This window comes from Zhongshania sp. (genome assembly GCF_029212375.1).
Lineage (GTDB): Bacteria > Pseudomonadota > Gammaproteobacteria > Pseudomonadales > Spongiibacteraceae > Spongiibacter.
Genome location: NZ_JARGNU010000022.1, coordinates 31,955 through 52,672 on the forward strand (window position 1 = coordinate 31,955; position 20,718 = coordinate 52,672).

The 20,718-nt window shown below is 50.4% G+C and carries 16 protein-coding genes and 2 tRNA genes; 13 read left to right on the forward strand and 5 right to left on the reverse strand.

Going from position 1 to position 20,718, the window contains the following annotated elements:
- The first annotated feature begins 28 nt into the window (after positions 1-28).
- Both P1U47_RS16690 and P1U47_RS16695 read left to right on the forward strand, forming a co-directional pair.
- Complete coding sequence (locus P1U47_RS16690; protein ID WP_301030319.1) at positions 29-1,216, forward strand: efflux RND transporter periplasmic adaptor subunit; 1,188 nt, start codon at positions 29-31, stop codon at positions 1,214-1,216.
- Positions 1,213-4,329: an efflux RND transporter permease subunit gene (locus P1U47_RS16695; protein WP_301030320.1), complete on the forward strand. Its 3,117-nt coding sequence runs from the start codon at positions 1,213-1,215 to the stop codon at positions 4,327-4,329. The genes P1U47_RS16690 and P1U47_RS16695 overlap by 4 nt, the downstream gene beginning before the upstream one ends.
- 59 nt (positions 4,330-4,388) lie before the next feature.
- Here the strand turns inward: P1U47_RS16695 and P1U47_RS16700 are convergent, their stop codons facing one another.
- Together P1U47_RS16700 and P1U47_RS16705 are read right to left on the reverse strand one after the other, a co-directional pair.
- Positions 4,389-5,219 (reverse strand): S1-like domain-containing RNA-binding protein, encoded by an 831-nt coding sequence (locus P1U47_RS16700; protein WP_301030322.1) that lies wholly within the window; start codon positions 5,217-5,219, stop codon positions 4,389-4,391.
- A 297-nt stretch (positions 5,220-5,516) separates the two neighbouring features.
- Positions 5,517-6,506, reverse strand: a complete 990-nt coding sequence (locus P1U47_RS16705) for a helix-turn-helix domain-containing protein (RefSeq protein WP_301030323.1) — start codon at positions 6,504-6,506, stop codon at positions 5,517-5,519.
- Between the two features lie 106 nt (positions 6,507-6,612).
- On the opposite strand from P1U47_RS16705, the gene P1U47_RS16710 reads away from it, so the two are divergent.
- The 7 genes from P1U47_RS16710 (at position 6,613) to P1U47_RS16740 (ending at position 14,012) form a co-directional block, all read left to right on the forward strand.
- Complete coding sequence (locus tag P1U47_RS16710) at positions 6,613-8,487, forward strand: beta-ketoacyl synthase (protein WP_301030325.1); 1,875 nt, start codon at positions 6,613-6,615, stop codon at positions 8,485-8,487.
- 90 nt (positions 8,488-8,577) lie between these two features.
- The gene (locus tag P1U47_RS16715; RefSeq protein ID WP_301030326.1) at positions 8,578-9,000 is read left to right on the forward strand and encodes a PilZ domain-containing protein; all 423 of its coding nucleotides are present in this window, start codon (positions 8,578-8,580) and stop codon (positions 8,998-9,000) included.
- A 122-nt stretch (positions 9,001-9,122) separates the two neighbouring features.
- The gene (locus P1U47_RS16720) at positions 9,123-9,641 is read left to right on the forward strand and encodes an SRPBCC family protein (RefSeq protein ID WP_301030327.1); all 519 of its coding nucleotides are present in this window, start codon (positions 9,123-9,125) and stop codon (positions 9,639-9,641) included.
- A complete protein-coding gene (locus P1U47_RS16725) occupies positions 9,641-10,198 on the forward strand; it encodes a nitroreductase (RefSeq protein WP_301030329.1) in 558 nt (185 codons plus the stop codon). The genes P1U47_RS16720 and P1U47_RS16725 overlap by 1 nt, the downstream gene beginning before the upstream one ends.
- Positions 10,199-10,200: 2 nt before the next feature.
- The gene (locus tag P1U47_RS16730; protein ID WP_301030330.1) at positions 10,201-11,031 is read left to right on the forward strand and encodes a crotonase/enoyl-CoA hydratase family protein; all 831 of its coding nucleotides are present in this window, start codon (positions 10,201-10,203) and stop codon (positions 11,029-11,031) included.
- A 118-nt stretch (positions 11,032-11,149) separates the two neighbouring features.
- Positions 11,150-11,731, forward strand: coding sequence for a lysophospholipid acyltransferase family protein (locus tag P1U47_RS16735; RefSeq protein ID WP_301030331.1), 582 nt, complete (start codon positions 11,150-11,152; stop codon positions 11,729-11,731).
- A gap of 124 nt (positions 11,732-11,855) precedes the next feature.
- Positions 11,856-14,012 carry a PQQ-dependent dehydrogenase, methanol/ethanol family gene (locus P1U47_RS16740; protein ID WP_301030332.1) on the forward strand — a complete coding sequence of 719 codons (2,157 nt, stop codon included), beginning with the start codon at positions 11,856-11,858 and terminating at the stop codon, positions 14,010-14,012.
- 50 nt (positions 14,013-14,062) lie between these two features.
- Here P1U47_RS16740 and P1U47_RS16745 read toward each other — a convergent pair whose 3' ends face one another.
- A complete protein-coding gene (locus P1U47_RS16745; RefSeq protein WP_301030333.1) occupies positions 14,063-15,046 on the reverse strand; it encodes a hydrogen peroxide-inducible genes activator in 984 nt (327 codons plus the stop codon).
- Between the two features lie 81 nt (positions 15,047-15,127).
- On the opposite strand from P1U47_RS16745, the gene P1U47_RS16750 reads away from it, so the two are divergent.
- Both P1U47_RS16750 and P1U47_RS16755 read left to right on the forward strand, forming a co-directional pair.
- A complete protein-coding gene (locus P1U47_RS16750; protein ID WP_301030334.1) occupies positions 15,128-15,781 on the forward strand; it encodes a carbonic anhydrase in 654 nt (217 codons plus the stop codon).
- Positions 15,778-17,412 carry a SulP family inorganic anion transporter gene (locus P1U47_RS16755; RefSeq protein WP_301030335.1) on the forward strand — a complete coding sequence of 545 codons (1,635 nt, stop codon included), beginning with the start codon at positions 15,778-15,780 and terminating at the stop codon, positions 17,410-17,412. Before P1U47_RS16750 ends, P1U47_RS16755 begins: the two co-directional genes overlap by 4 nt.
- A gap of 100 nt (positions 17,413-17,512) precedes the next feature.
- On the opposite strand, the gene P1U47_RS16760 is transcribed toward P1U47_RS16755, so the two are convergent.
- On the reverse strand, positions 17,513-18,937 hold the full coding sequence (locus P1U47_RS16760) for a porin (RefSeq protein WP_301030336.1): 1,425 nt from the start codon (positions 18,935-18,937) through the stop codon (positions 17,513-17,515).
- Between the two features lie 825 nt (positions 18,938-19,762).
- Positions 19,763-20,119 (reverse strand): 6-carboxytetrahydropterin synthase QueD, encoded by a 357-nt coding sequence (gene queD / locus P1U47_RS16765; RefSeq protein ID WP_301030337.1) that lies wholly within the window; start codon positions 20,117-20,119, stop codon positions 19,763-19,765.
- 292 nt (positions 20,120-20,411) lie between these two features.
- Here queD and P1U47_RS16770 point away from each other — a divergent pair.
- Positions 20,412-20,487: transfer RNA gene (locus tag P1U47_RS16770), tRNA-Val, on the forward strand.
- A gap of 19 nt (positions 20,488-20,506) precedes the next feature.
- A tRNA-Asp gene (locus P1U47_RS16775) sits at positions 20,507-20,583 on the forward strand.
- The last annotated feature ends 135 nt before the right edge of the window (positions 20,584-20,718 follow it).

Below are 20,718 nucleotides of genomic sequence, written 5' to 3' on the forward strand. Positions count from 1 at the left end.
TATGCGAATTCTCCGTCAGAGGTAGCAGATGGTTCTTGGTGTCCAATTTTCTCGTGCAGTTTTAAAGCCTATTGTCCTCGTGTTGATGTCTATTTTGGCCTTAAGTGCCTGCGATGACGCGCCGCCGGTCGCCCCTACAAGCGCAGCGGTTGCGGTCAATGTTCAGCGCATGGAAGCTCATGCGGTGGCTATTGGCGGTCAGTATCCTGGCCGCGCTATGGGCTCAAAAGAAGTGCAGATTCGCGCGCGGGTGGAAGGGATTTTATTGCGCAGAACCTATACTGAAGGCCAAACGGTGAAAGCGGGGCAGTTGTTGTTTCAAATCGACGCTGCGCCTTTTCAGGTAGCGTTAAACCGGAGTAAGGCGCAGTTGGCGCAAGCCAATGCGGGCTTGGCCTCGGCTGCTCGGCGCTGGGAGCGCGCAGGGGAGCTTATTAAAACCAATGCGATTAGTCGGCGTGAGCGCGACGATGCTGAGTCTGATTTAGACTTTGCGAAAGCGGCAGTGCAACTCGCAAAAGCAGAAGTTGAGGCGGCGCAGATTAATTTAGATTACACCCAAGTTAGGGCGCCTATTGCGGGGATCACCAGTCGCGAACAACTTTCTGAGGGCAGCTTGGTTGGCCCAACGAATAGTTTACTCACTGAAATAACCCAATTAGACCCCATACTTGTTAATGTCTCGCTGCCCGACAAATTAGTGTTGAATATTCGCCGTATGGTTAGCAGTGGTGAAATTGAATTTAAAGATGGCAAGCGTGAGGTTGAAATTGTTCTTGGCCCTGATGACACCTATCCCCATTTGGCGCAGGTAGACTTTACCGAAAGTGCTATTGATAAACTCACGGGTACGGTGCAGTTACGTGCGACGGTACCGAATCCTGACGGCCTTATTTTACCCGGCCAGTTTTTGCGCGTGCGGCTGCATGGTCTGGTTAGTTTGAATTCAATGGTCGTGCCAGCGCGGGCTATTATGCAGAGCGCTCAGGGAATATATGTGTTTCGCGTAGACAACGATAATCACGCTGAAATGGTGAATGTGACCTTGGGCCTAGAGTCTGAAGAAGGGGTGATTATTGAATCTGGCTTGAAGGTTGGTGATCTGGTGATTGTTGACGGCGTATCGCGGGTACAGGCTGGCACCTTGCTGGCGCCAACGGAAGTTTCCACAATTCCCGCTGCAAAAGACACGGTCGCGGAGGGTGTTAGCCAGTGAACGCACGCTTTTTTATCGACCGACCGGTATTGTCGATTGTTTTATCGCTAATGATTTTGTTGGCAGGTGCAACCGCAATGGGGCGCCTGCCAATTGCTTTGTATCCCGAGTTTCTGCCACCGGAAATTATCGTTACCGCAAACTACCCTGGTGCAAATGCGGAGACAATTGCTGAGACAGTGGCCGCGCCACTAGAACAGCAAATTAATGGTGTAGATGGCATGCTGTATATGTCGACCCAAGCATCTAGCTCGGGTGTGGTGAGCATTAGTGTTATTTTTGCCACAGGCACCGATCCTGATCAGGCCGCCATCAATGTCAGTAACCGCGTGGCGGTTGCCGAGAACCGCTTACCTGAGGCGGTGAAGCGCCTCGGTATTCAGGTGAGCAAGCGTTCGACCAGTATTTTAATGATCTATGCGCTGACCTCAGATAAGCCCCAGTACGACGCGATTTACTTGAGCAACTACGCGCTACTGAATATTGTAGATGAGCTGCGTCGTCTGCCTGGTATTGGCGACGCGCGGCTATTGGGCGCCAAAGATTATTCGATGCGCATCTGGTTGCAACCAGATCGCCTTGCTGAATTTTCTCTAACACCGGCGGATGTGGCGCGGGCAGTGAGTGAGCAAAATGCCAATTTCGCCGCCGGCAAATTTGCTGCTGAGCCAATGGTGGAAGATGCACCATTCACTTATACCGTAACCACCCAAGGTCGCTTAGCGACGGTGGCCGAATTTGAACACATTATTTTGCGATCGAGTAATTCTGGAGCTACGCTGCGCCTTGGTGATGTGGCGCGGGTTGAGTTGGGGGCTAAGGACTACGCTTTTCAGGGGGCATTTAATGGCCGGCCAGCGGTGCCGGTGGCCATGTATTTGCAACCTGGCGCCAATGCACTCGAGACTGGGGCGGAGGCCCAAGCGGTAATCGCTGCGGTGCGGGAAAAATTGCCCGAGGGGATTCATCTCGATCTCTCATTTGATACCACCGTGTTTGTAGAGCACTCGATTAAAGAGGTGGTGGCGACATTTTTTGAAGCGCTGCTATTGGTTGTGTTGGTCATGTTTTTGTTTTTACAAAACGTGCGCGCAACCATTATTCCGCTATTGGCGATTCCCGTTTCTATCATTGGCACCTTTGCGGGCCTATATATTGTGGGCTTTTCAATAAACCTGCTCACCTTGTTTGGGCTTATTCTGGCCATTGGGATTGTGGTGGACGACGCGATTATTGTTATTGAAAACGTCGAACGCATAATGGAAGAGCAGCATGTAGATGCAAATACGGCTGTTAAGCGGGCAATGGAGGAAGTGTCTGGCCCCTTGATTGCGATTGTATTGGTGCTGTGTGCGGTGTTTCTTCCCGTTATATTCATGGCTGGTCTTACGGGTGAAATGTACCGGCAGTTTGCGGTATCCATCTCAGTTTCAGTGATTTTATCGGGTATTGTCGCCCTAACACTCACTCCAGCCTTGTGCTCCATGATGTTGAAAACCAAAGACCACAAACCGGCTGAGCGTGGATTTTTGGGTGGGTTTAATCGCGGTTTTAATGCGCTTCGCAATGGCTATGTGTCGGTGACAAGTTGGGTGCTTAGGCATCGGGCACTGGGTTTACTGATATTTGCGGCCTTAATGGCTTGCATGTGGTTTTTGTTTCAAACCGTACCGAAAGGCTTGGTGCCCGCCGAAGACCAAGGCTATGTGATGATGGTTTACAAAACCCCGCCAGCGGCATCATTGTCGCGTACCGTGGCGGTTACCGATGTCATGAATCAGCGCATTCTCGAAGAAAGCGACGTTAAGGGGCTCATGACCTTTGCTGGCTTCGATATTCTGGCGTCGGCTCAGAAAACCAATGCTGGCGTGTCTTTTATCATGCTCAAAGACTGGTCTGAGCGCACCGCGCCAGAGCAGAGTTCGGTTGCGGTAGCGCAGCGCTTGCCGAGCTTGGGTAAAGACTTACTTGACGGTGTTATGTTTGCGTTTAATCCGCCGCCCATTATCGGTTTAAGTACCACCGGTGGTTTTGAGCTGTATATGCAAAATCGCGGCGATAGCGATATGGCGGTGATGGGCGAGCAGTTGGCGCGTTTTCTACAAAAAGCGAATGCCCAGCCCGAACTGCAAGGGGTTTATAGCACTTTCGACATTAATACCCCGCAATATCGCTTGTTTCTCGACCGAGAAAAGGCCCTAAGTCTGGGAGTGCCAATCGCGGACGTATTCAGCACCATGCAGGCGACTTTTGGCAGTTTATACGTCAATGACTTCACCCTGTTTGGGCGTAGCTTCCAAGTGAATTTGCAGTCTGAAGAAGATTTTCGTGGTAGCCCAGAAGACTTAGGCAAAGTATTTGTCCGTTCGGAGAGTGGCAGTTTGGTGTCGTTAAGAACCTTGCTCCGTGTAGAGCGAATAGTTGGCCCCGACACAGTGAGTCGTTTTAACGGTTTTCCCGCAGCCAAAATATTAGGTAATCCCGCGCCAGGCTTTAGCTCGGGCGACGCGATTACGGCTTTGGAGCGGGTTGCCGCGCAAGAACTAGGGCGTAATTTTACCTTGGGGTGGGTTGGTAGCTCATTTCAAGAAAAGGCCTCTGGCGGCAGCGGCGGGCAGGCGTTTGTCTTGGCGTTGTTAATGGTTTTCCTTATTCTTGCTGCGCAATACGAGCGTTGGATGGTTCCTGCCGCGGTAATACTGGCGGTGCCTTTTGCGATCTTGGGTGCGATTGCTGCAACGTGGATGCGGGGTTTGGAGAATGACATTTATTTCCAAATTGGCTTGGTGTGTTTGATTGGTTTGGCGAGTAAAAATGCGATCTTGATTGTAGAGTTCGCCATGCAAAAGCAGCGGCAGGGAATGTCTATTGCCGACGCCGCGGTAGACGCAATTCGGCTGCGCTTCCGTCCTATTGTAATGACCTCGCTGGCCTTTACCTTGGGTTGCTTGCCTTTGGCTTTGGCAAGTGGCGCAGGTGCGGCTAGTCGAATTTCATTGGGTACGGGGGTGATTGGTGGGATGTTATTGGCGACCTTTGTGGCCACGGTATTTGTGCCCTTGTTCTTTGTTTTGTTTGCCAGCCTAGGTGAGCGCTTTAAGGTGCAGAAATAAGCGGTGCGGTAGGCGCCCAAGTTTTCTGGGCGCCAGAATTTCCGTTCACGGTAATTGTGTTATGGCTTTATTAAACGTATTCCCTGGCCTTCAATTGCAATGCGCCCTTGCTTATAAAGCCGGCCAATCGCCTGTTTAAAAATTTTCTTACTTACCCCAAACACACTGTAAATTGCCTCTGGAGGGCTTTTGTCGCCCATGGCGATAAAGCCGTCATTGGCTTCAAGCTGGGCAATAATTTTGGCGCTTATGTCATTGCCGCCAATGTTAATCGGTTGAATGCTGAGGTCGATGCGACCGTCATCGCGGACTTTTTTAACGTAGGCAGTGAGTGTTTCGCCTTTGCGTAACGGCCGAATTAAGTCGCTGTCGTAGAGCAATCCCCAGTATTCATTGTCGATAACCGCTTTGAAGCCGAGCTCGGTTTTACCGGCAACAATCACCTCAAAACGCTGACCGCGCTGTAAGTGCGGTGCGGTGTCTTCGATAAATTCGTCAAGTTTCATCGACGCCACAATGCGGTAGCTTTTATCGAGGTAAATTTTGACTAGCGCCTTTTTTCCAGCAGTGAGCTCACCCATATGTTCGGCGTAGGGCAGCAGCAGTTCTTTGTCTAGGCCCCAATCTAAAAAAGCGCCGGTGTCATTGATTTGCGCTATTTTCAAAAAGGCAACATCACCCAGCTGGGCTAAGGGCGTTTTGCTGCTCGCAATTAGGCTGCCATCGCTGTGGTGATGAATAAAACCGTCGATAACATCGCCAATTTTGCAGTTTTCAGGGGCGTTCTTGCGGCTCAGAAAAATTTCACCAAGGCTGCCACCATCAAGGTAGAAACCGGCCTGAGATTGGCGGCTGACGGTAAGCCGGTTAACACGACCGATGTCGGGCATTGAAAACTCCTTGTGGGGTTTATATTGGGCGTGCAGTGGTGTAACAGAATAGCGTAGTGCTAAGTGCTTCGCGACTGACTTGCTGCTTGCGTCTTAAATAGTCCGGTTTAAAGGTGGCCGCAAGGACTTTATCGCGCCCCTGTTGGATTATTAATTAACTCGGTGTTGTTGCTAATGTCACTAAGGATCAATATTTTGATTCGAGTGGGAATGGGGCTTCATAGAGGCGGCGAATTTAGCCACAACATGTCTTTTTTTTCAAGGTAAAGCCGACGTTTACAGGGGCGGCAAGGGGCATTAATGCTCGTTAACGTCAAATAATTTGCGTCGAACCGCACGTCGATATTCACTTGGGGTGGTAGTGCAGTGGCTTTTAAACAATCGGCAAAAATAGCTGCTGTCGGTATAGCCACACTGCTGGCCGATCTCCTCAACCGAGAGATTGCTGTTTTGGAGTAAATCTTGGGCTAATTCAATGCGCATTTTTTGCATGTATTGCAGTGGCGGCAAGCCAGTGGCTTGCCGGAAGCGGCGGTGGAAACTGCGTTCGCTAAGTCCGCTTTGGTCTGCTAAATCGGGAATATTTATCGGTTCGTGTAAGTGTCTGGCCAACCAATTTTGGGCGAGGGCAATGATCTCATCGCGATGTAAATCACTGCGGTCGACCCGGTAACTGTTGCGGGAAAAGGGTCGGCGACTTTCCGGCGAAAACTGCTGAGCTACTCGGCGTGCCACCCACGCGCCCCAGTAGCGATCTATCAAGTGAATAACAAGGTCGGCGGCGGAGTTAACGCTACCCGTACAGTAGATATTGTCGGCTTGGGTAATTAAGTAATCACGCTGTAAAACAATGTTGGGGTAGCGGCTGGCAAAATCGTCAAAATAATGCCAGTGCGTAGTGGCAACACGCTGCTTAAGTAGCCCCGCCTCGGCTAAAAAATAGCTGCCGTTGCCAACAGCGCAAATATCGGCGCCGCGCTGCTCGTGCTCGCGCAGCCAGCGAATAACCTCGGGCCGAGTTGGGGCGCCCCGATGGGGGTGGCGCCAGCGACTGGGGATAATGATGAGGTCGTAGCGGTCGTCGGCAGATAATTCTGCGCTAGGCAGAATTTGCATGCCCCCAGATACGCGAATTGGCGCGGGGTCGAGTCCTACAATATGGGCTTCCATCAAGGCCTCACGCTGATTGAGTCGCGAGACACTATTGGCGGCGGTGAGTAACTCCATCGGTAGGCTGATGCTGGTGGCGAGTGCATCGTGGAAAGCGAGCAGGGCAACTTGTTTCATGGCTGGCGGAATCAACTTGTTTATTGGCAGTAATATTCTATTTTAATTGTGCCGACAGGGATAGACTGGGCGGCAGTAATGTATTGGTAATAAATAAGGAATTGGTGTGAGTAAGCTCCCAGTAGTAGTTGGTTTTGGCGGTGTTAATCCTGCAGGTCGAAGCTCTTTTCACCATGGTTATCGACGCATGGTGGTCGATGCGTTACCCGAGACGAAAGCGGCGCGTACCTACCGCAGTTTAGCGGCCATTATGGGGCTGCCGGTGGCCCAGGCTAACGACGAAGCGCAGCGCCGCTACATTCGCGAGCACACCCTGATCCGTAAAATTGAAGGCAATATTTTTGATGTCGATCAGGTGCCGTGGAATAAGCGCATGGCACTGAGTGGACAAGGCGGTGACCTGCAGTTTGTAACGCGGTCCCGTGATTTGCCCGATCAACTGCCAGAGGGGTGGCGGGTGCAAGCCTTGGGCGACGGCAACGTGTCTGTCCATATTACCGATTCCTGCAATATTCTGTTGCCGACCACCAGAAAAATTGAAGTGTCATCTGCAGGACAGTTTCCAACGGGTTTTGATCCGGCCGCGCTATATGCTTCGCGCAGTCATCCCCGGGGTTTGCAGTTGGCGATTTGCGGTGTTTCCGATGCATTGAATTCCATGGGTATTGAGTGGCAAACGGTTATGGACCGTATAAGACCCGACCAAATGGGGGTTTATGCGAGTTCGGCAATGGCGCAGCTAGACGATAATGGTTTTGGCGGCTTGCTTGGCGCACGCGCTAATGGCGGTCGGGTAAGCTCTAAAAATCTCGCGCTCGGCTTGGCTGATATGCCCGCCGACTTTGTTAGCGCCTATGTCTTGGGCAGTGTCGGTACTAGCGGGCCGAGTTTGGGCGCCTGTGCGACCTTCTTTTATAATTTGCGCCAAGCGGTTAATGAAATTCGCAGTGGTAGTGTGCGGGTGGCGGTTGTTGGGGTAGCTGAGTCGGGTGTTGATCCCCGTATTATAGACGGCTACTACACCATGGGCGCGCTGGCCTCCGATGCCGATTTACTTAAGTTGGATGCGGCCAAGGGCTTGAGTGAGCCAGACTACCGCCGTGCTAGCCGGCCTTTTAGCAGCAACTGTGGTTTTACCATTTCTGAATCATCGCAATTTATTGTGCTATTTGATGATGAGCTTGCGATGGAGCTTGGCGCCCAAATTCACGGCGCCGTGCCAGATGTTTTTGTAAATGCCGATGGCTATAAAAAGTCGATTTCATCGCCAGGAGTCGGCAATTACCTCACGGTGGCAAAAGCCCTAGCGTCAGCGGCGGGGATCATTGGCGAAGACGCGATTAAACACCGCAGCTTTGTGCAGTCGCACGGTACCAGTACGCCGCAAAACCGGGTTACTGAGTCCCATATACTGAACGAAACGGCGAAAACTTTTGGTATTGAAAAGTGGCCCGTAGCGGCAATTAAGGCTTATATCGGCCATAGCATTGGCGCCTCGTCGGGCGATCAGCTAATTGCCAGTCTTGGCGTGTGGAATGACAATATCATTCCTGGTATTAGCACTATTGACCATATTGCGGATGATGTTCACAGCAGTAATTTGCGCTTGCAAAAAGAACATATGGAATTTGCGCCAGACAGTCTAGATGTCGCCATTTTGAATGCTAAGGGCTTTGGCGGTAATAACGCTTCGGCAACGTTGTTGTCGCCGCTGTTAAGTCAGAAATTGTTGCGCGGCCGGCACGGCAGCAAAGCGTGGCAGGGCTACCTTGAACGTCAAGAGAGTACGCGGGCCAGCGCGGCAGCCTATGATGACAAAGCCTGTGAAACGGGTTTTAGTGCCTTATATAAATTTGGTGAGAACGTGCTGGACGGCGACGATTTAGAGATGAGTCGCGACGGTATTGGTATTAAAGGCTGGGCTACAAAAGTAGCGCTAACCCGAGAGTCGCCTTTTTCTGCATGGCTGAAGCCCGAATAAGGCATTGAGGGTAATTACGGATATAGACGGTGATGGCGTTGTGGCTTACTAGCTACCAGTCTCTAATAAAGAGGAGTGGAGGTCGCTGCCATGAGAGAGTTTGTGCGCCATCCAAGTGAAATCCATATGGACGTCAAGGTACTGAGTGAGCCGGGCTCGAGGCGAGGCCACTTACATGATGTGAGTATGGCGGGCTTGTCCTGTTTAGTCTCTCGAGAAATTAAAGCTGGGAGCAAGGTCGAGTTTTACGTGCCTTCAATCACTGAAGAATCCAGCGGCCGCGGCACTGTTATGTGGTGCAGGCCAAAGCGGGAAAAATTCCAGCTCGGAATACAGTTTTACCCTGGCAAAGATACGTTTCGTGCGCGGATCGTCGAGCAGTTATGTCAAATAGAGCACTATCGACGTGAAGTGGAGGAGTTGGAAGGGCGTATTATTGACAGTGATGAGGCGGCTGAAGAGTGGATTGCTCGCTATGCTGCTGATTTTGATAGACTGTTTTCCGGTGAGTAAATGTTTTCAGTGATAATTTATTAGTGACTGAGAGCCCTGTTGCTCAAGACAAGGCCTCGGTTTCATGGTTGAATATATCCCCCGCTATGTCGGGGGATTTTTTTGAGTAAAGGATACGCTCCATGAAACACGAGGCGACGGCTAGGGTAGTCATTGATCTGCCAAAGGCAGAGGCTTGGGCGTTGTTAAGGGATTTATCCCTTGCCCATAATTATGTTCCCGCGGCTGTTCGAACTGAAATCACCAGTGATAAGCCAGAAGGCTTAGGGGCTAGTCGCCGCGTTTATCAACGCTCGGGTAAGAGTGTCGATGAGACCATCACCGAGTGGAACGAAGGGCACGGATTTATTATTCGCCTCCATAAAGGCGAGAAAGGTGCACCGCTGCCGTTTAGGCGGGCCGCCTTTCGTTACCGTCTTGACGATGCTGGTCATAGCCGCACTGCGCTAACCACCAGCCTTATTTTTGATATGCGCTGGGGCTATTTAGGGCAGCTGCTATACGAGCGCTTGCTGCATTATGTGCTTCGTGGGGTGATTAGCGATATTGCGCTGGGCATGAAGCAATATTATGAATCTGGCGAAGTAGTGAATAGCCATCAATTAAAGCAGTTGCGCATTGGCGCTAGGCAAGAAGTTTAATGGACGCTTTAAATTTACTTACAACTCGAAATTCGGCAGTAAAATTGGCCGCGCCAGGGCCAAACGACAGAGAATTAACTGCGTTGTTTGCGGCGGCAAGCCGCGCGCCTGATCATGGTCGCTTGCGGCCATGGCGATTCCTATTAATTCGCGACAGTAGTCTGTCAGCATTGGGTGATTTATTCGCGGAGGCTGCGCTGCGCCGCGAACCCACGCTGGCGGAGCCTGAGCTCGCGCGTTTTCGGCAGCAGCCATTGCGTGCGCCATTAATTATTGTGGTTGTCGCCTGCCTGCAAGACCACCCGAAAATACCGCTAATTGAACAGCAGTTGTCGGCGGGTTGTGCCGCTCACGGTATGCTCCTAGCTGCTGAGGCCTTGGGCTATGCCGGTATTTGGCGCACCGGCGCCAATGCTTTTGATGCTCATGTTATGGCTGGCTTGGGACTTTCGGCCAATGAAGAAATTAGTGGCTTTCTTTATATTGGCAGTCGCGAGGGGCGTGCTAAGCCCTTGCCTGAGATAGCGATGGCCGATTACGTAAAAGACTGGAGATAATAATGAATACTATCCGCCCCCCAGCGTACAGCACCTTAGCTGTGCGTTTAGAAGAACATGTTGCCTGGGTCGCTTTAAATCGGCCCGAAAAAGCCAATGCCATGAATGAGCCGATGTGGGATGAAATCCAAACCTGCTTTGAATGGCTAGATAGTGAGCCGAGTGTGCGTGCGATTGTGCTGTGCGGCGAAGGACGGCATTTTTGTGCCGGTATTGATTTAGCGATGTTTGCTAGCTTGGGGCAGGGCGCAGAAGGCGTTGAAAAGTCTCGTTTTGTTGAACAGTTTCGCAGTGTCATTTTGCGTTTGCAGGGTAATCTCACGGCGATAGAGCGCTGCCGTAAGCCGGTAATAGCTGCAATACATGGCAGTTGTGTGGGTGGCGGAGTCGATATTGTTAGTGCCTGCGACATGCGTTTTTGCTGCGAAGGTGTGAAGTTTTCGATAAAAGAAATTGATATTGGTATGGTCGCTGATGTTGGCACTTTGCAGCGCTTACCGCATATTATACCGCAGGGGATTATGCGCGAGCTGGCCTATACCGGTCGCAATGTCTATGCCGCCGAAGCAGAGAAAATTGGCTTGGTCAATTGCGCCTACGCATCGTATGAAGAAATGATTGAAGCGGTTTCCGAACTCGCCCAAGACATAGCGCGCAAATCGCCCTTGGCAATTCGCGGTACCAAGCAAATGCTCCTCTACACCCGCGACCACAGCGTCGCCGATGCCCTTAATTACCAAGCTACGTGGAATGCGGGCATGCTCAGTTTTGAAGATGTGATGCTGGCGATTGGCGCCAGCAGTGAAGGCAAGTCAGCAGATTATAAAGATTAAAATTAGCTGCGCTGCCGAGCGCGAAGCAAGTGAGTAATTCTGATCTTGCTTCGTGACAACCTTCTCTTAAGCAATATCAAGCGCGGCTTCTCGCGCTGCGTTAAGGCGTTTTTATTCTATGCAAGCTCGAACTATTTTTAAAACGCCATTACTTAGTGGTTTTTTTCGGTTGGTTTTTATAGGCCTCACTCGCCTGCGCGGGTGGCGCATTATCGGTGATAAGCCAACTGATAAAAAATACGTATTAATTGCTGCGCCGCACACCAGTAATTGGGATTTCCCTACCATGATGGCAGCCTCGTTTATCTTGCGGCTTGATGTGCACTGGATGGGCAAGCATACCCTGTTTCCAGCCGGGCCGCTGGGGGCGATTATGCGCTGGTTTGGTGGTATCGGGATAGACCGTCGCAAAAGTCATAACACCGTTGAACAAATGGTAGATAATTTTAATCAGCGTGAAGACTTGGTGGTGATCATTACGCCAGAGGGCACACGCAGCAAAGTGAATTATTGGAAGGCCGGCTTTTATCATATTGCGGTTGGCGCTGGGGTGCCGATTTATATGGCCTATGTGGATACCAAATTAAAGCATGTGGGAATGGGGCCGGCATTTTATCCGACCGGCGATTTCGACAAAGATATCCTCGAAATCAGGGCCTTTTATGCGGATAAAAGGGGCTTTAATCCGCACAGCGATTAAGTGATTGCTGCGCCGTTGTGGGAATTGGTCTGCGTTTAGAAAATATTTAGCAATATTAAAATAAAAATCGGTTGCCGCTTAACTGTGCGGCAGGCAGTTAAAAACATAATAAATGGAAAACAATATGAAAACGCTGTTTGGTTTAGCCAATTCACTGGCTGCCGCTTTTCTTTTAATTGTCTCTTTAAGTGCGGGTGCCGAGCCCATTGGCGCAATAAACACCGAGAGCATTGTGCGTAACGACAGTGCTAACTGGCTGTCCTATGGCAAAGACTACAAAGAGCAGCGCTACAGCGAGTTAGATCAAATCAATGTTGGTAATGTGGCCAAGCTGGGCTTGGCTTGGTCCTTTGATACCGACTTTAATCGTGGCTTAGAGGCAACGCCAATTGTAGTTGATGGGGTCATCTACCTAACCGGTAACTGGAGCGTGGTATATGCGCTAGATGCCAGAGATGGTCAGCTATTGTGGAAATATGACCCTAAGGTACCAAAAGAATGGGCAAAAATGGCCTGCTGCGATGTGGTTAATCGCGGGGTTGCGGTTTATGAAGGCAAAATAATTTTCGGCACCCTCGACGCACGCCTAATTGCTCTCGACGCCACTACGGGCAAGCCGGTTTGGGAAACCAGCACGGCAGATTTAAGCGCTTATCCCTATACCATCACCGGTGCGCCGCGAGTGGCCAAGGGCAAGGTGTTTATCGGTAATGGCGGCGCTGAATACGGCGTGCGTGGCTATGTTAGCGCCTATGACGTTGATACTGGCGCTCAGCTTTGGCGGTTTTATACGGTGCCGGCCAACCCTGCTGATGGTTTTGAAAGCGAGGCAATGGCGCGCGCGGCAGAGACATGGACCGGTAAATGGTGGGAGTACGGCGGTGGTGGCACGGTATGGGACGCTATTGTTTACGACGACGAACTAGATCAACTCTATATTGGCGTGGGTAATGGCTCGCCGTGGGATGCGAAAGTCCGCAGCCCAGAGGGTGGTGACAATCTCTATCTGTCGTCAATTGTTGCGCTTAACCCCGACTCTGGCGAGTATATTTGGCACTATCAGGAAACCCCTGCAGAATCTTGGGATTACACCGCAACCCAGCATATTATGCTGGCTGACATGGCAGTTGCCGGTGAGCAGCGCAAGGTTATTTGGCACGCGCCAAAGAATGGCTTCTTTTTTGTTATTGATCGCTATACGGGCAAATTAATTTCTGCTGAGCCGTATGCGGAGGTAAATTGGGCTAGTCACTACGACTTGGCAATGGGGCGGCCGGTAGAGGCTGACAAAGCGCGCTATCGCGATGGTGCTGAAGTAATTCGCCCGTCGGCGCTCGGCGCCCATAACTGGCAGGCAATGGCTTATAGCCCTCAGACCGGCTTGGTTTATATTCCCGCTATTGGTAGCTTGTTTGAATACAACTCAGTGGAAGAGTATTTGCATCAGTGGGGTCAATGGAATGTTGGCGTTTATTTAAAGCAGGGCTCGGTTGTCGATCCAATACTGGCGCAATTACTGACCAAAAAACTCGTTCAGGGAAGCCTTCTCGCGTGGGACCCCGTCAAACAGCAGGCGGCTTGGCAGGTTCCCCATAAATTGACGTGGAATGGCGGTTTGCTCGCGACCGCTGGCGGTTTGGTGTTTCAGGGCTCGGCAGAGGGCGAGGTTCTGGCTTTTCGGGCTGATAATGGCGACAAAATCTGGTCGTTTGACGCGCACACTGGGGTGATGGCGCCGCCAGTAAGTTATGAGGTTGACGGTGAACAGTATGTAACAGTGTTAGCGGGCTGGGGTGGCACATTTGGTTTGACTGCTGGTTTAGAGCGCGACGTGGCACCGCCACCGAGCCGAGTATTAACCTTTAAGCTAAGTGCAAATGGTGTTTTGCCCGACAACCCTCGCAAACAATTGCACGAGCCACCACCACGCCTAACGCGCGACGCGGCGATACTGGAGAACGGCCGTGATCTTTACTACGTCTACTGCGCTGCCTGCCACGGCACCGAGGCCATTTCCAATGGCGCGGTACCCGATTTGCGACATTTGCCAGCGGCATTCCACAATAGCTTTAATGCCATTGTTTTGGACGGCGTGATGAGTAAGGCGGGCATGGTTGGTTTTAGTGATGTTTTGACTGAGGACGATGCCTACGCGTTGCACGCTTTTATTTTAGATCGTGCTAATGTCGACCGTGAATTGCGGGCGCAATCACCGTGGTGGACTGCGCTAAAGACGTGGTTTTTTTCCTTGGTGGCAACGGTAATGAGTTTGCTAATGTAAAAATATTGCTTACCGAGAGGTGTTTGGTCTGGAGGCTTTTACTCTGGGCTTCAGCTATCGGTAGTTGCAATAATACCACTTAATCGTTTGGTTATGATTGCGCGGATATCGGCGGCTAACTCTCGATAAAATACTCTGTTTGGGGAGTTGGGTCGCCATACTAAAGCGTGTTTCCTAAGGATTGAAATATTGTGTAACTCGCAAACATAAAGTGCTTCTGGGTCGTGCATTTCGGAGTGCACATATAAACCTGGCAAGAAGGCTACCCCCATTCCCATTACTACCATTTGGCGCAAGGTATCCAAGCTAGTGCCTTCGTAATCCCTTTGTAGGTCAGCTCCCCAGCGTTCGCATATTTCCTGAACCTGTAAATGAAAGTGGTGTTTTTCTTCTAGTGTTAATATTTTTTCGCCTCGTAATTTGCTCGGTGTAATGCTTTTTTGCCCAGCAAGCGGATGGTTTATGGGCACTACAAATTTTAGTGGCTCAATAAATAATGGCGTCATTGCTAGTTGAGGGATTGTCAGAGGTAACGGAACGATTGCTAAATCGTAGATGCCATCTAATAAGTCTTTTTGTAACTCGCGGTGGGTCGCTTCGCGAACGTATAGTTTTAAGCTTGCGTGGAGATCATGCAGGTCCGGTAGTATATGAGGCAGTAAATACGGGCCGACAGTAGGTGGTACACCTAAGCGATAAGTAATTTGGTGGCCGTCACTCTTGGCGGCGGCCATGTCCTCAAATTCTTTCATACTTAGTAAAACTTGGCGTGCACCGTCAAGCAAATCTCGCCCGCTAGGGGAGAGCATGGTACCCGCTCGGGAGCGCTCAAAGAGAGTAGTATTTATCGCGGATTCAAGAATGGCAATTTGATTTGTGAGTGCGGGCTGACTCATTCCCAGTTCTTCAGCGGCGCGTCGATAGTTTGCATGTTTTGCTACGGCAATAAAATAACTTAGCTGCTTTATGCTTGGTGAACTTGCTTTTGATGCCATAGTCGCGCCCATTTTCTTATAGCTTAACGATATCAGCAAATACTATACCTTATTATTAAACTATCAAAGGATAATCAGCTCCATATTGATCCTAGATTGTTTATTAACGAGGAAGTACCTGTGGAAGATATTATTCAAGGTGTTGCTAAATTTCAAAATGAGGTTTATCCGGGAAAGGAGACTGCGTTTCGGAAATTGGCGAATGGGCAAAATCCGGATGTTTTGTTTATCACCTGTGCCGATTCACGGATCGATCCTGGCATGCTAACGCAAACCCAGCCAGGCGATTTGTTCATCTGCCGTAATGCAGGAAATGTCGTGCCGCCCCATAGCAACCAAACTGGCGGCATGACGGCGTCAATCGAGTTCGCTGTTGCCGCCCTTGGGGTGTCGGACATTGTGGTATGTGGCCATAGTGATTGTGGTGCAATGAAGGGCGCGATTGATCCCAGTGGCTTAGAAGATCTTCCGCATGTTAAAGAGTGGCTGGGGCATTGCCGTGCAGCGCGCGAGATTGTAAAAGAACGTCACGGCTATGTTGATAAATGCCACTTAGATGAAGTCTCCAAAGAGAATGTTCTGCTGCAGTTACAGCATCTGCGCACTCATGCTGCTGTGGCAGCAAAGCTGGCGAGTGGAAAAGTTCGCCTGCATGGTTGGATTTACAATATTGCCAGTGGTGAAGTGGAGTGCTACAACGACGAGCGCCAACAGTTTGAGTTAATGGACTCGGCTTACAGCAACCTAATTGCCGAGCATGGAGTGGCGGTATGAATTTCGCTCGCGACAACATCAGGGGCGATATTACCGGCGGTATTACCGCTGGGGTGGTGGCGCTGCCACTCGCCTTGGCGCTAGGGGTGGCATCGGGTTTGGGGCCAATGGCGGGTATCTATGGCGCCATTGCAGTCGGCTTTTTTGCCGCCTTGTTTGGCGGCACCAATTCGCAAATCTCTGGCCCAACTGGCCCAATGGTGGTGGTGCTGGCGGGGCTGTTTGCCAGCTTGTCTGGTGACGCTGCGCTGATTTTTACCACGGTAATGTTGGCGGGAGTAATGCAGATTGTCTTTGGCTTTCTGGGTGTTGGCCAATATATCCGTCTCGTTCCTTATCCCGTAATCTCGGGGTTTATGACGGGGATTGGCGCCATAATTATTATTCTACAGCTGGGGCCGTTATTGGGGCATGATTCGCCAGGAAATCCCCTAGGTGCTTTGGCGAAGCTGCCAAATGCGGCGATGGACATCAATTTTGCTAATCTTGCGCTTGGTTTGGGCACTTTAGCACTGGTGTTCTTTTGGCCTGCTCGGGCAGGTAAATATTTACCTGGACCGCTTGCTGCACTGATTGGGGGTACCTTAATTGCCTTTTTCCTTTTTGAGGTGCCGGTGCTTGGCGAGATTCCGTCAGGTCTACCGAGTATTCATTGGCCGGTCTTTGAGCAAAGTAAAGCCTTGCTGATCCTCGAAGCAGCTTTCATTTTGGCAGTGCTAGGTTCAATAGACAGTTTGCTGACCTCTTTGGTGGCAGACAATATGACCCGTGAGCGCCACGACAGTAATAGAGAGCTGATTGGGCAAGGCATCGGTAATACCGTCGCCGGTTTGATCGGTGGTATTGCGGGCGCTGGCGCAACCATGCGCACGGTGGTGAATATTCGCTCTGGTGGTCGTACCCGTGTGTCGGGAATGGTTCACGCGCTACTACTTTTAGCCATCGTGCTTGGCTTGGGGCCGCTAGCCTCGAATATTCCTCTGGCGGTGTTAGCAGGTATTTTGGTGAAGGTAGGTTTAGATATTATCGACTGGAGCTATATCAAACGTGCAAATCACGGTCCGCGCTGGGATCTAGCCTTAATGCTGTTGGTGCTGTCGTTAACAGTGTTTGTAGATTTGATTACCGCGGTGGCAGCGGGTGTGGTATTGGCGGCATTAGCGTTTGTGAAACAAGTCGGTCAATTGCAGATCGCCAGCCTGAAAAATACGCCTGAGCATCTTGATTCTGATGTGGAAAAAGCGTGTTTGGCGGAGTGTGGAGATCGAGTGGCGCTATTTGAGTTTAGCGGTCCGTTAAGTTTTGGTGCTGCGGCTGACCTTGGTCATCATGTGCGAGAGCACAGTGAAGTCGGTGCAAGAGTGCTTATACTCGATTTCTCCCGCGTTCCATTTCTTGATGTGTCTGCCGTATTGGCGGTAGAAACCATTGCTACTGATGCAGCCGGTAGTAATAAATTACTGTATTTAGCGGGTATGAATACCGATGTGCAGAAAGTGCTAGCGGGTATGAACAGTGGGGTTCCGGGCGACGGTGTTTATGCTACGCGCTTGCAGGCATTAAACGCCGCGGCAACCGTAGTGAAGTCGAGCGACGTGAATGCCGTACCTAGTACGCTTGTTATGGAGTGAAGAGCTCTGCAGCGAGTGGGATTATCTGTCTGCTGCAGTTGAATTACTTGTTTAAAGTGGAAGTACTAAAAGGCGGCCTCATATATGAGGCCGCCTTTTTTTATAGTGCCATCTGTGCGCGGAAGGCTACAACATCGACATTATCGGCTTCGCTGCCGCCGTTTTGAGTCAGTGGGCCTGACTCTACTTCGTAGGCGCGGCTGTAACCGAACAGTATGCGTAGGTTGGCGTTTAGGTACCAATTTAGATTGAGACTAACACGTTGCTGGCTGCCACCTTGGATATCGCCATCTTCAAGGTCCACCTCATCAAGACGTAAAGCAAGCTCCCAGGCGCCCCAGTGATTTTGCGATAGATCAAAATTATTGCGAGGTTTGAGCATTTTGAATTCGCCGTCCGAGCCTTTATAACTGCGTGCTTCTCCAGTTAATGTCCAGCCAAGCTGGAGGTAATGGGCGTTAAAGCTTAAGTCAGATCCGCCGTCGCGTTGGATGTCGGCTTGGCCTAATTCGGCTTGTGCTGAGAAACGGCCAAGCATGGCGGCGAGTTCAAGCCCTGTTAGTTGGATTTCCTCAAACCCAGCAATACTGCCGGTATCACTGAGATATAGGTCAGACATATTGGTGGTTTCGTAGCGCAAACGCGGTGTTTTACCATTGCTCAGGCTGTTATTGTCATTGGCCTTGCGTAGGCCAAGGCTGGCGCCGACGTGCAGTAATTGCCCTGAATCGTTAATGGGAGCAAAGGTTCCTCTAACCCCGAAACCGCCACCCTCATCGGCGCCGTCGCCACTGGCCGAAACTGCGTCGCCGTAGATGCCGCCTTTGAGCGACCAGTTCTGTCCCATGGTTTTAACGTTGATGCCCATCGCGCGGTCAAAATGCGGTAGGGTGAGTGCCGAGAGCAGTGACCGCTCGTTAAACATAATGTCGTTTGAGCTTTCTTCGACTTCCATGCTGACGGAGTGTTTCTGATTGCCAACGGTTATCTCTAAATTCGGGGTGGCGTCATATGCAACCAGCACGTCCTTTAGGGAAACGCTGTTGCCGCCCCAATCTGCCTCAATATTATAAGAAAAGTCGCGATTGAATTTACCTCGTAGCGCCAAGCGCGCGCGGCGAAGCTCGGTGCCGGAGACGGCTTGCGCTGGGTCGCCGTTGCTGCGCTTTAATAGATCATCGTTCATGTGGGTGGTGCTGTCTGCGTGAATGCGTCCACCGAGGTTCATGGTGAAATCGCCATTTTCAGAGCTGACCACTAAGCCTTTATTGGCGACTTCAGCAGTGGATACAGCGCTAGAGCGTTTAGCTTCTTCTGTTACTGGCTCAAATGTGCCGAGCTGGACTCTGTTGGCACCCGGCTCAGTGAAGACTTGTTTGGTTTCACGGTCGACGTAAAGATTTAGTTCCCGCTGCTGGGGGGCTTGGGTAGAGGCATTGGCTTTGCTATTAACGCTAAGGTCGGCAAATGCTAACTGGGCACCACTGGCGAGTAGGATGCTTGCTGGCAGTAATAGGCGCTTCATTGATGTCTCTCCGTAAAAACAATAATAAGGTATTTGATTGAGCCTTATGGTCGTTGGCAGCGAGTACGCAGCTCGGCGCCTTTTTGGGCTGGGGCTATTGTGCGGCCAGTTTATGACAAAAATATTACAGACATCGTAATTTGTGACGGTAATACTTCATTCATATTTCATAAATATGACGATTTATTAGTTTGCTTTGCACTTATGCTGTCGCCAATGTCAGTTGGCATTCATCGAGCGGGGGTGAAAATATATGCGGGTGCCTTGTTTTGAGCAGTTAAATTAGCGGTGAGAGTGTGAGTCGCTATTGCTTGTGGAGCTGGACAACCCCTAAGAGATGTAGGCTGCGGCGCTGTCGTGCTTGTGTACGGTATTAAGGAAATTCGCAAATGTATAGGCCAGTACTAGGCGATAATTTGGGAGAAAAAGCTTGCTTTTTAATGGGCGGTATTCGGGGTGTGTGCGTGCTAACGCTTTTCGTAAGGTAACAGCACTGCTACGCGTAAATAGGGTGTGGTTGTCCACAGTATCTGTGGATAACTTGGTGGGTAAGTTGTCAGTTGTGCCTTGAGAGAAGCGTGCATCGGGGCTTTAACAAATTGTTCAAAAAATAGTCATTTTAATAAAGTATATGTTAATCAATTACTTATGATGTTTTATGAATATTTCCATTAACAAATGTTAGCTAAGTGATGAATATTCGACCGTCAATCCCTATCTGTGAATAAGTGTTACGTCAAGAGTTTAGTAATGTAACGTGTTACGTATTTTCCCTTAGCCGCCAAACTTTACATCATCTTGCGCTGTGGTGGTGCGCATCTGTTTTTAGTCGCCTTTGTAAATGCATCCGCTGGTGCAAGTTTCTCTGATCTCGACCTGGCTTAGCGCGCTTAATGTTGGTTTGAGTTGATCCCAGATCCAGATAGCTAAATTTTCGCTAGTTGGGTTTTCGAGGCCGGGGATGTCGTTTAAGTAGTAGTGATCAAGTCGATCGTAAATCGGCTTGAATATCTGCTTGAGTTCGGAAAAGTCCATAAACCAGCCGGTGTGTGGATCAACTTCGCCAGCTATATATAGGCGCACCAAAAAGCTGTGACCGTGTAAGCGGCCACATTTGTGGCCGGCGGGTACATTAGGGAGCAGGTGCGCTGCCTCAAAAGTGAAGTCTTTGTAAATTTCCACGGGCGGCTCCAAGGGTGGTTTCGATATTAGTGATGCGACCGGTATAGGGTGCTAGTGTATTGGCCGGTCGAATTTGCGCCAATGGTAATCAGCTCTGGGGGTGCTGTACAGTCTGCTTTAATTTTGCGGGCGGCAAAGCGGCTATGTTTGCAGATATACTTGCTTTTTCTGTATAAAAAATGAGCAAAATCAGTGTTATAGCTTTTTTTTAAAGAAAATGTAAAAAAAATGCCCAGAGCGTTTGACAGGGGGAGTGGTTACTGTAGAATGCGCCTCACTCGATCGATGAGAGGGGTGATTAGCTCAGCTGGGAGAGCATCTGCCTTACAAGCAGAGGGTCGGCGGTTCGATCCCGTCATCACCCACCATTATCGTGTAAAAGTATGCGGACCGGTAGTTCAGTTGGTTAGAATGCCGGCCTGTCACGCCGGAGGTCGCGGGTTCGAGTCCCGTCCGGTCCGCCAACTTTTTATTTAGACCTCCCCTGTTTTTTTATCTTGCCTAATTGATGCGCCAGCATCGCATTGGGTTTGATGCTGTTTCTGGACCGGTAGTTCAGTTGGTTAGAATGCCGGCCTGTCACGCCGGAGGTCGCGGGT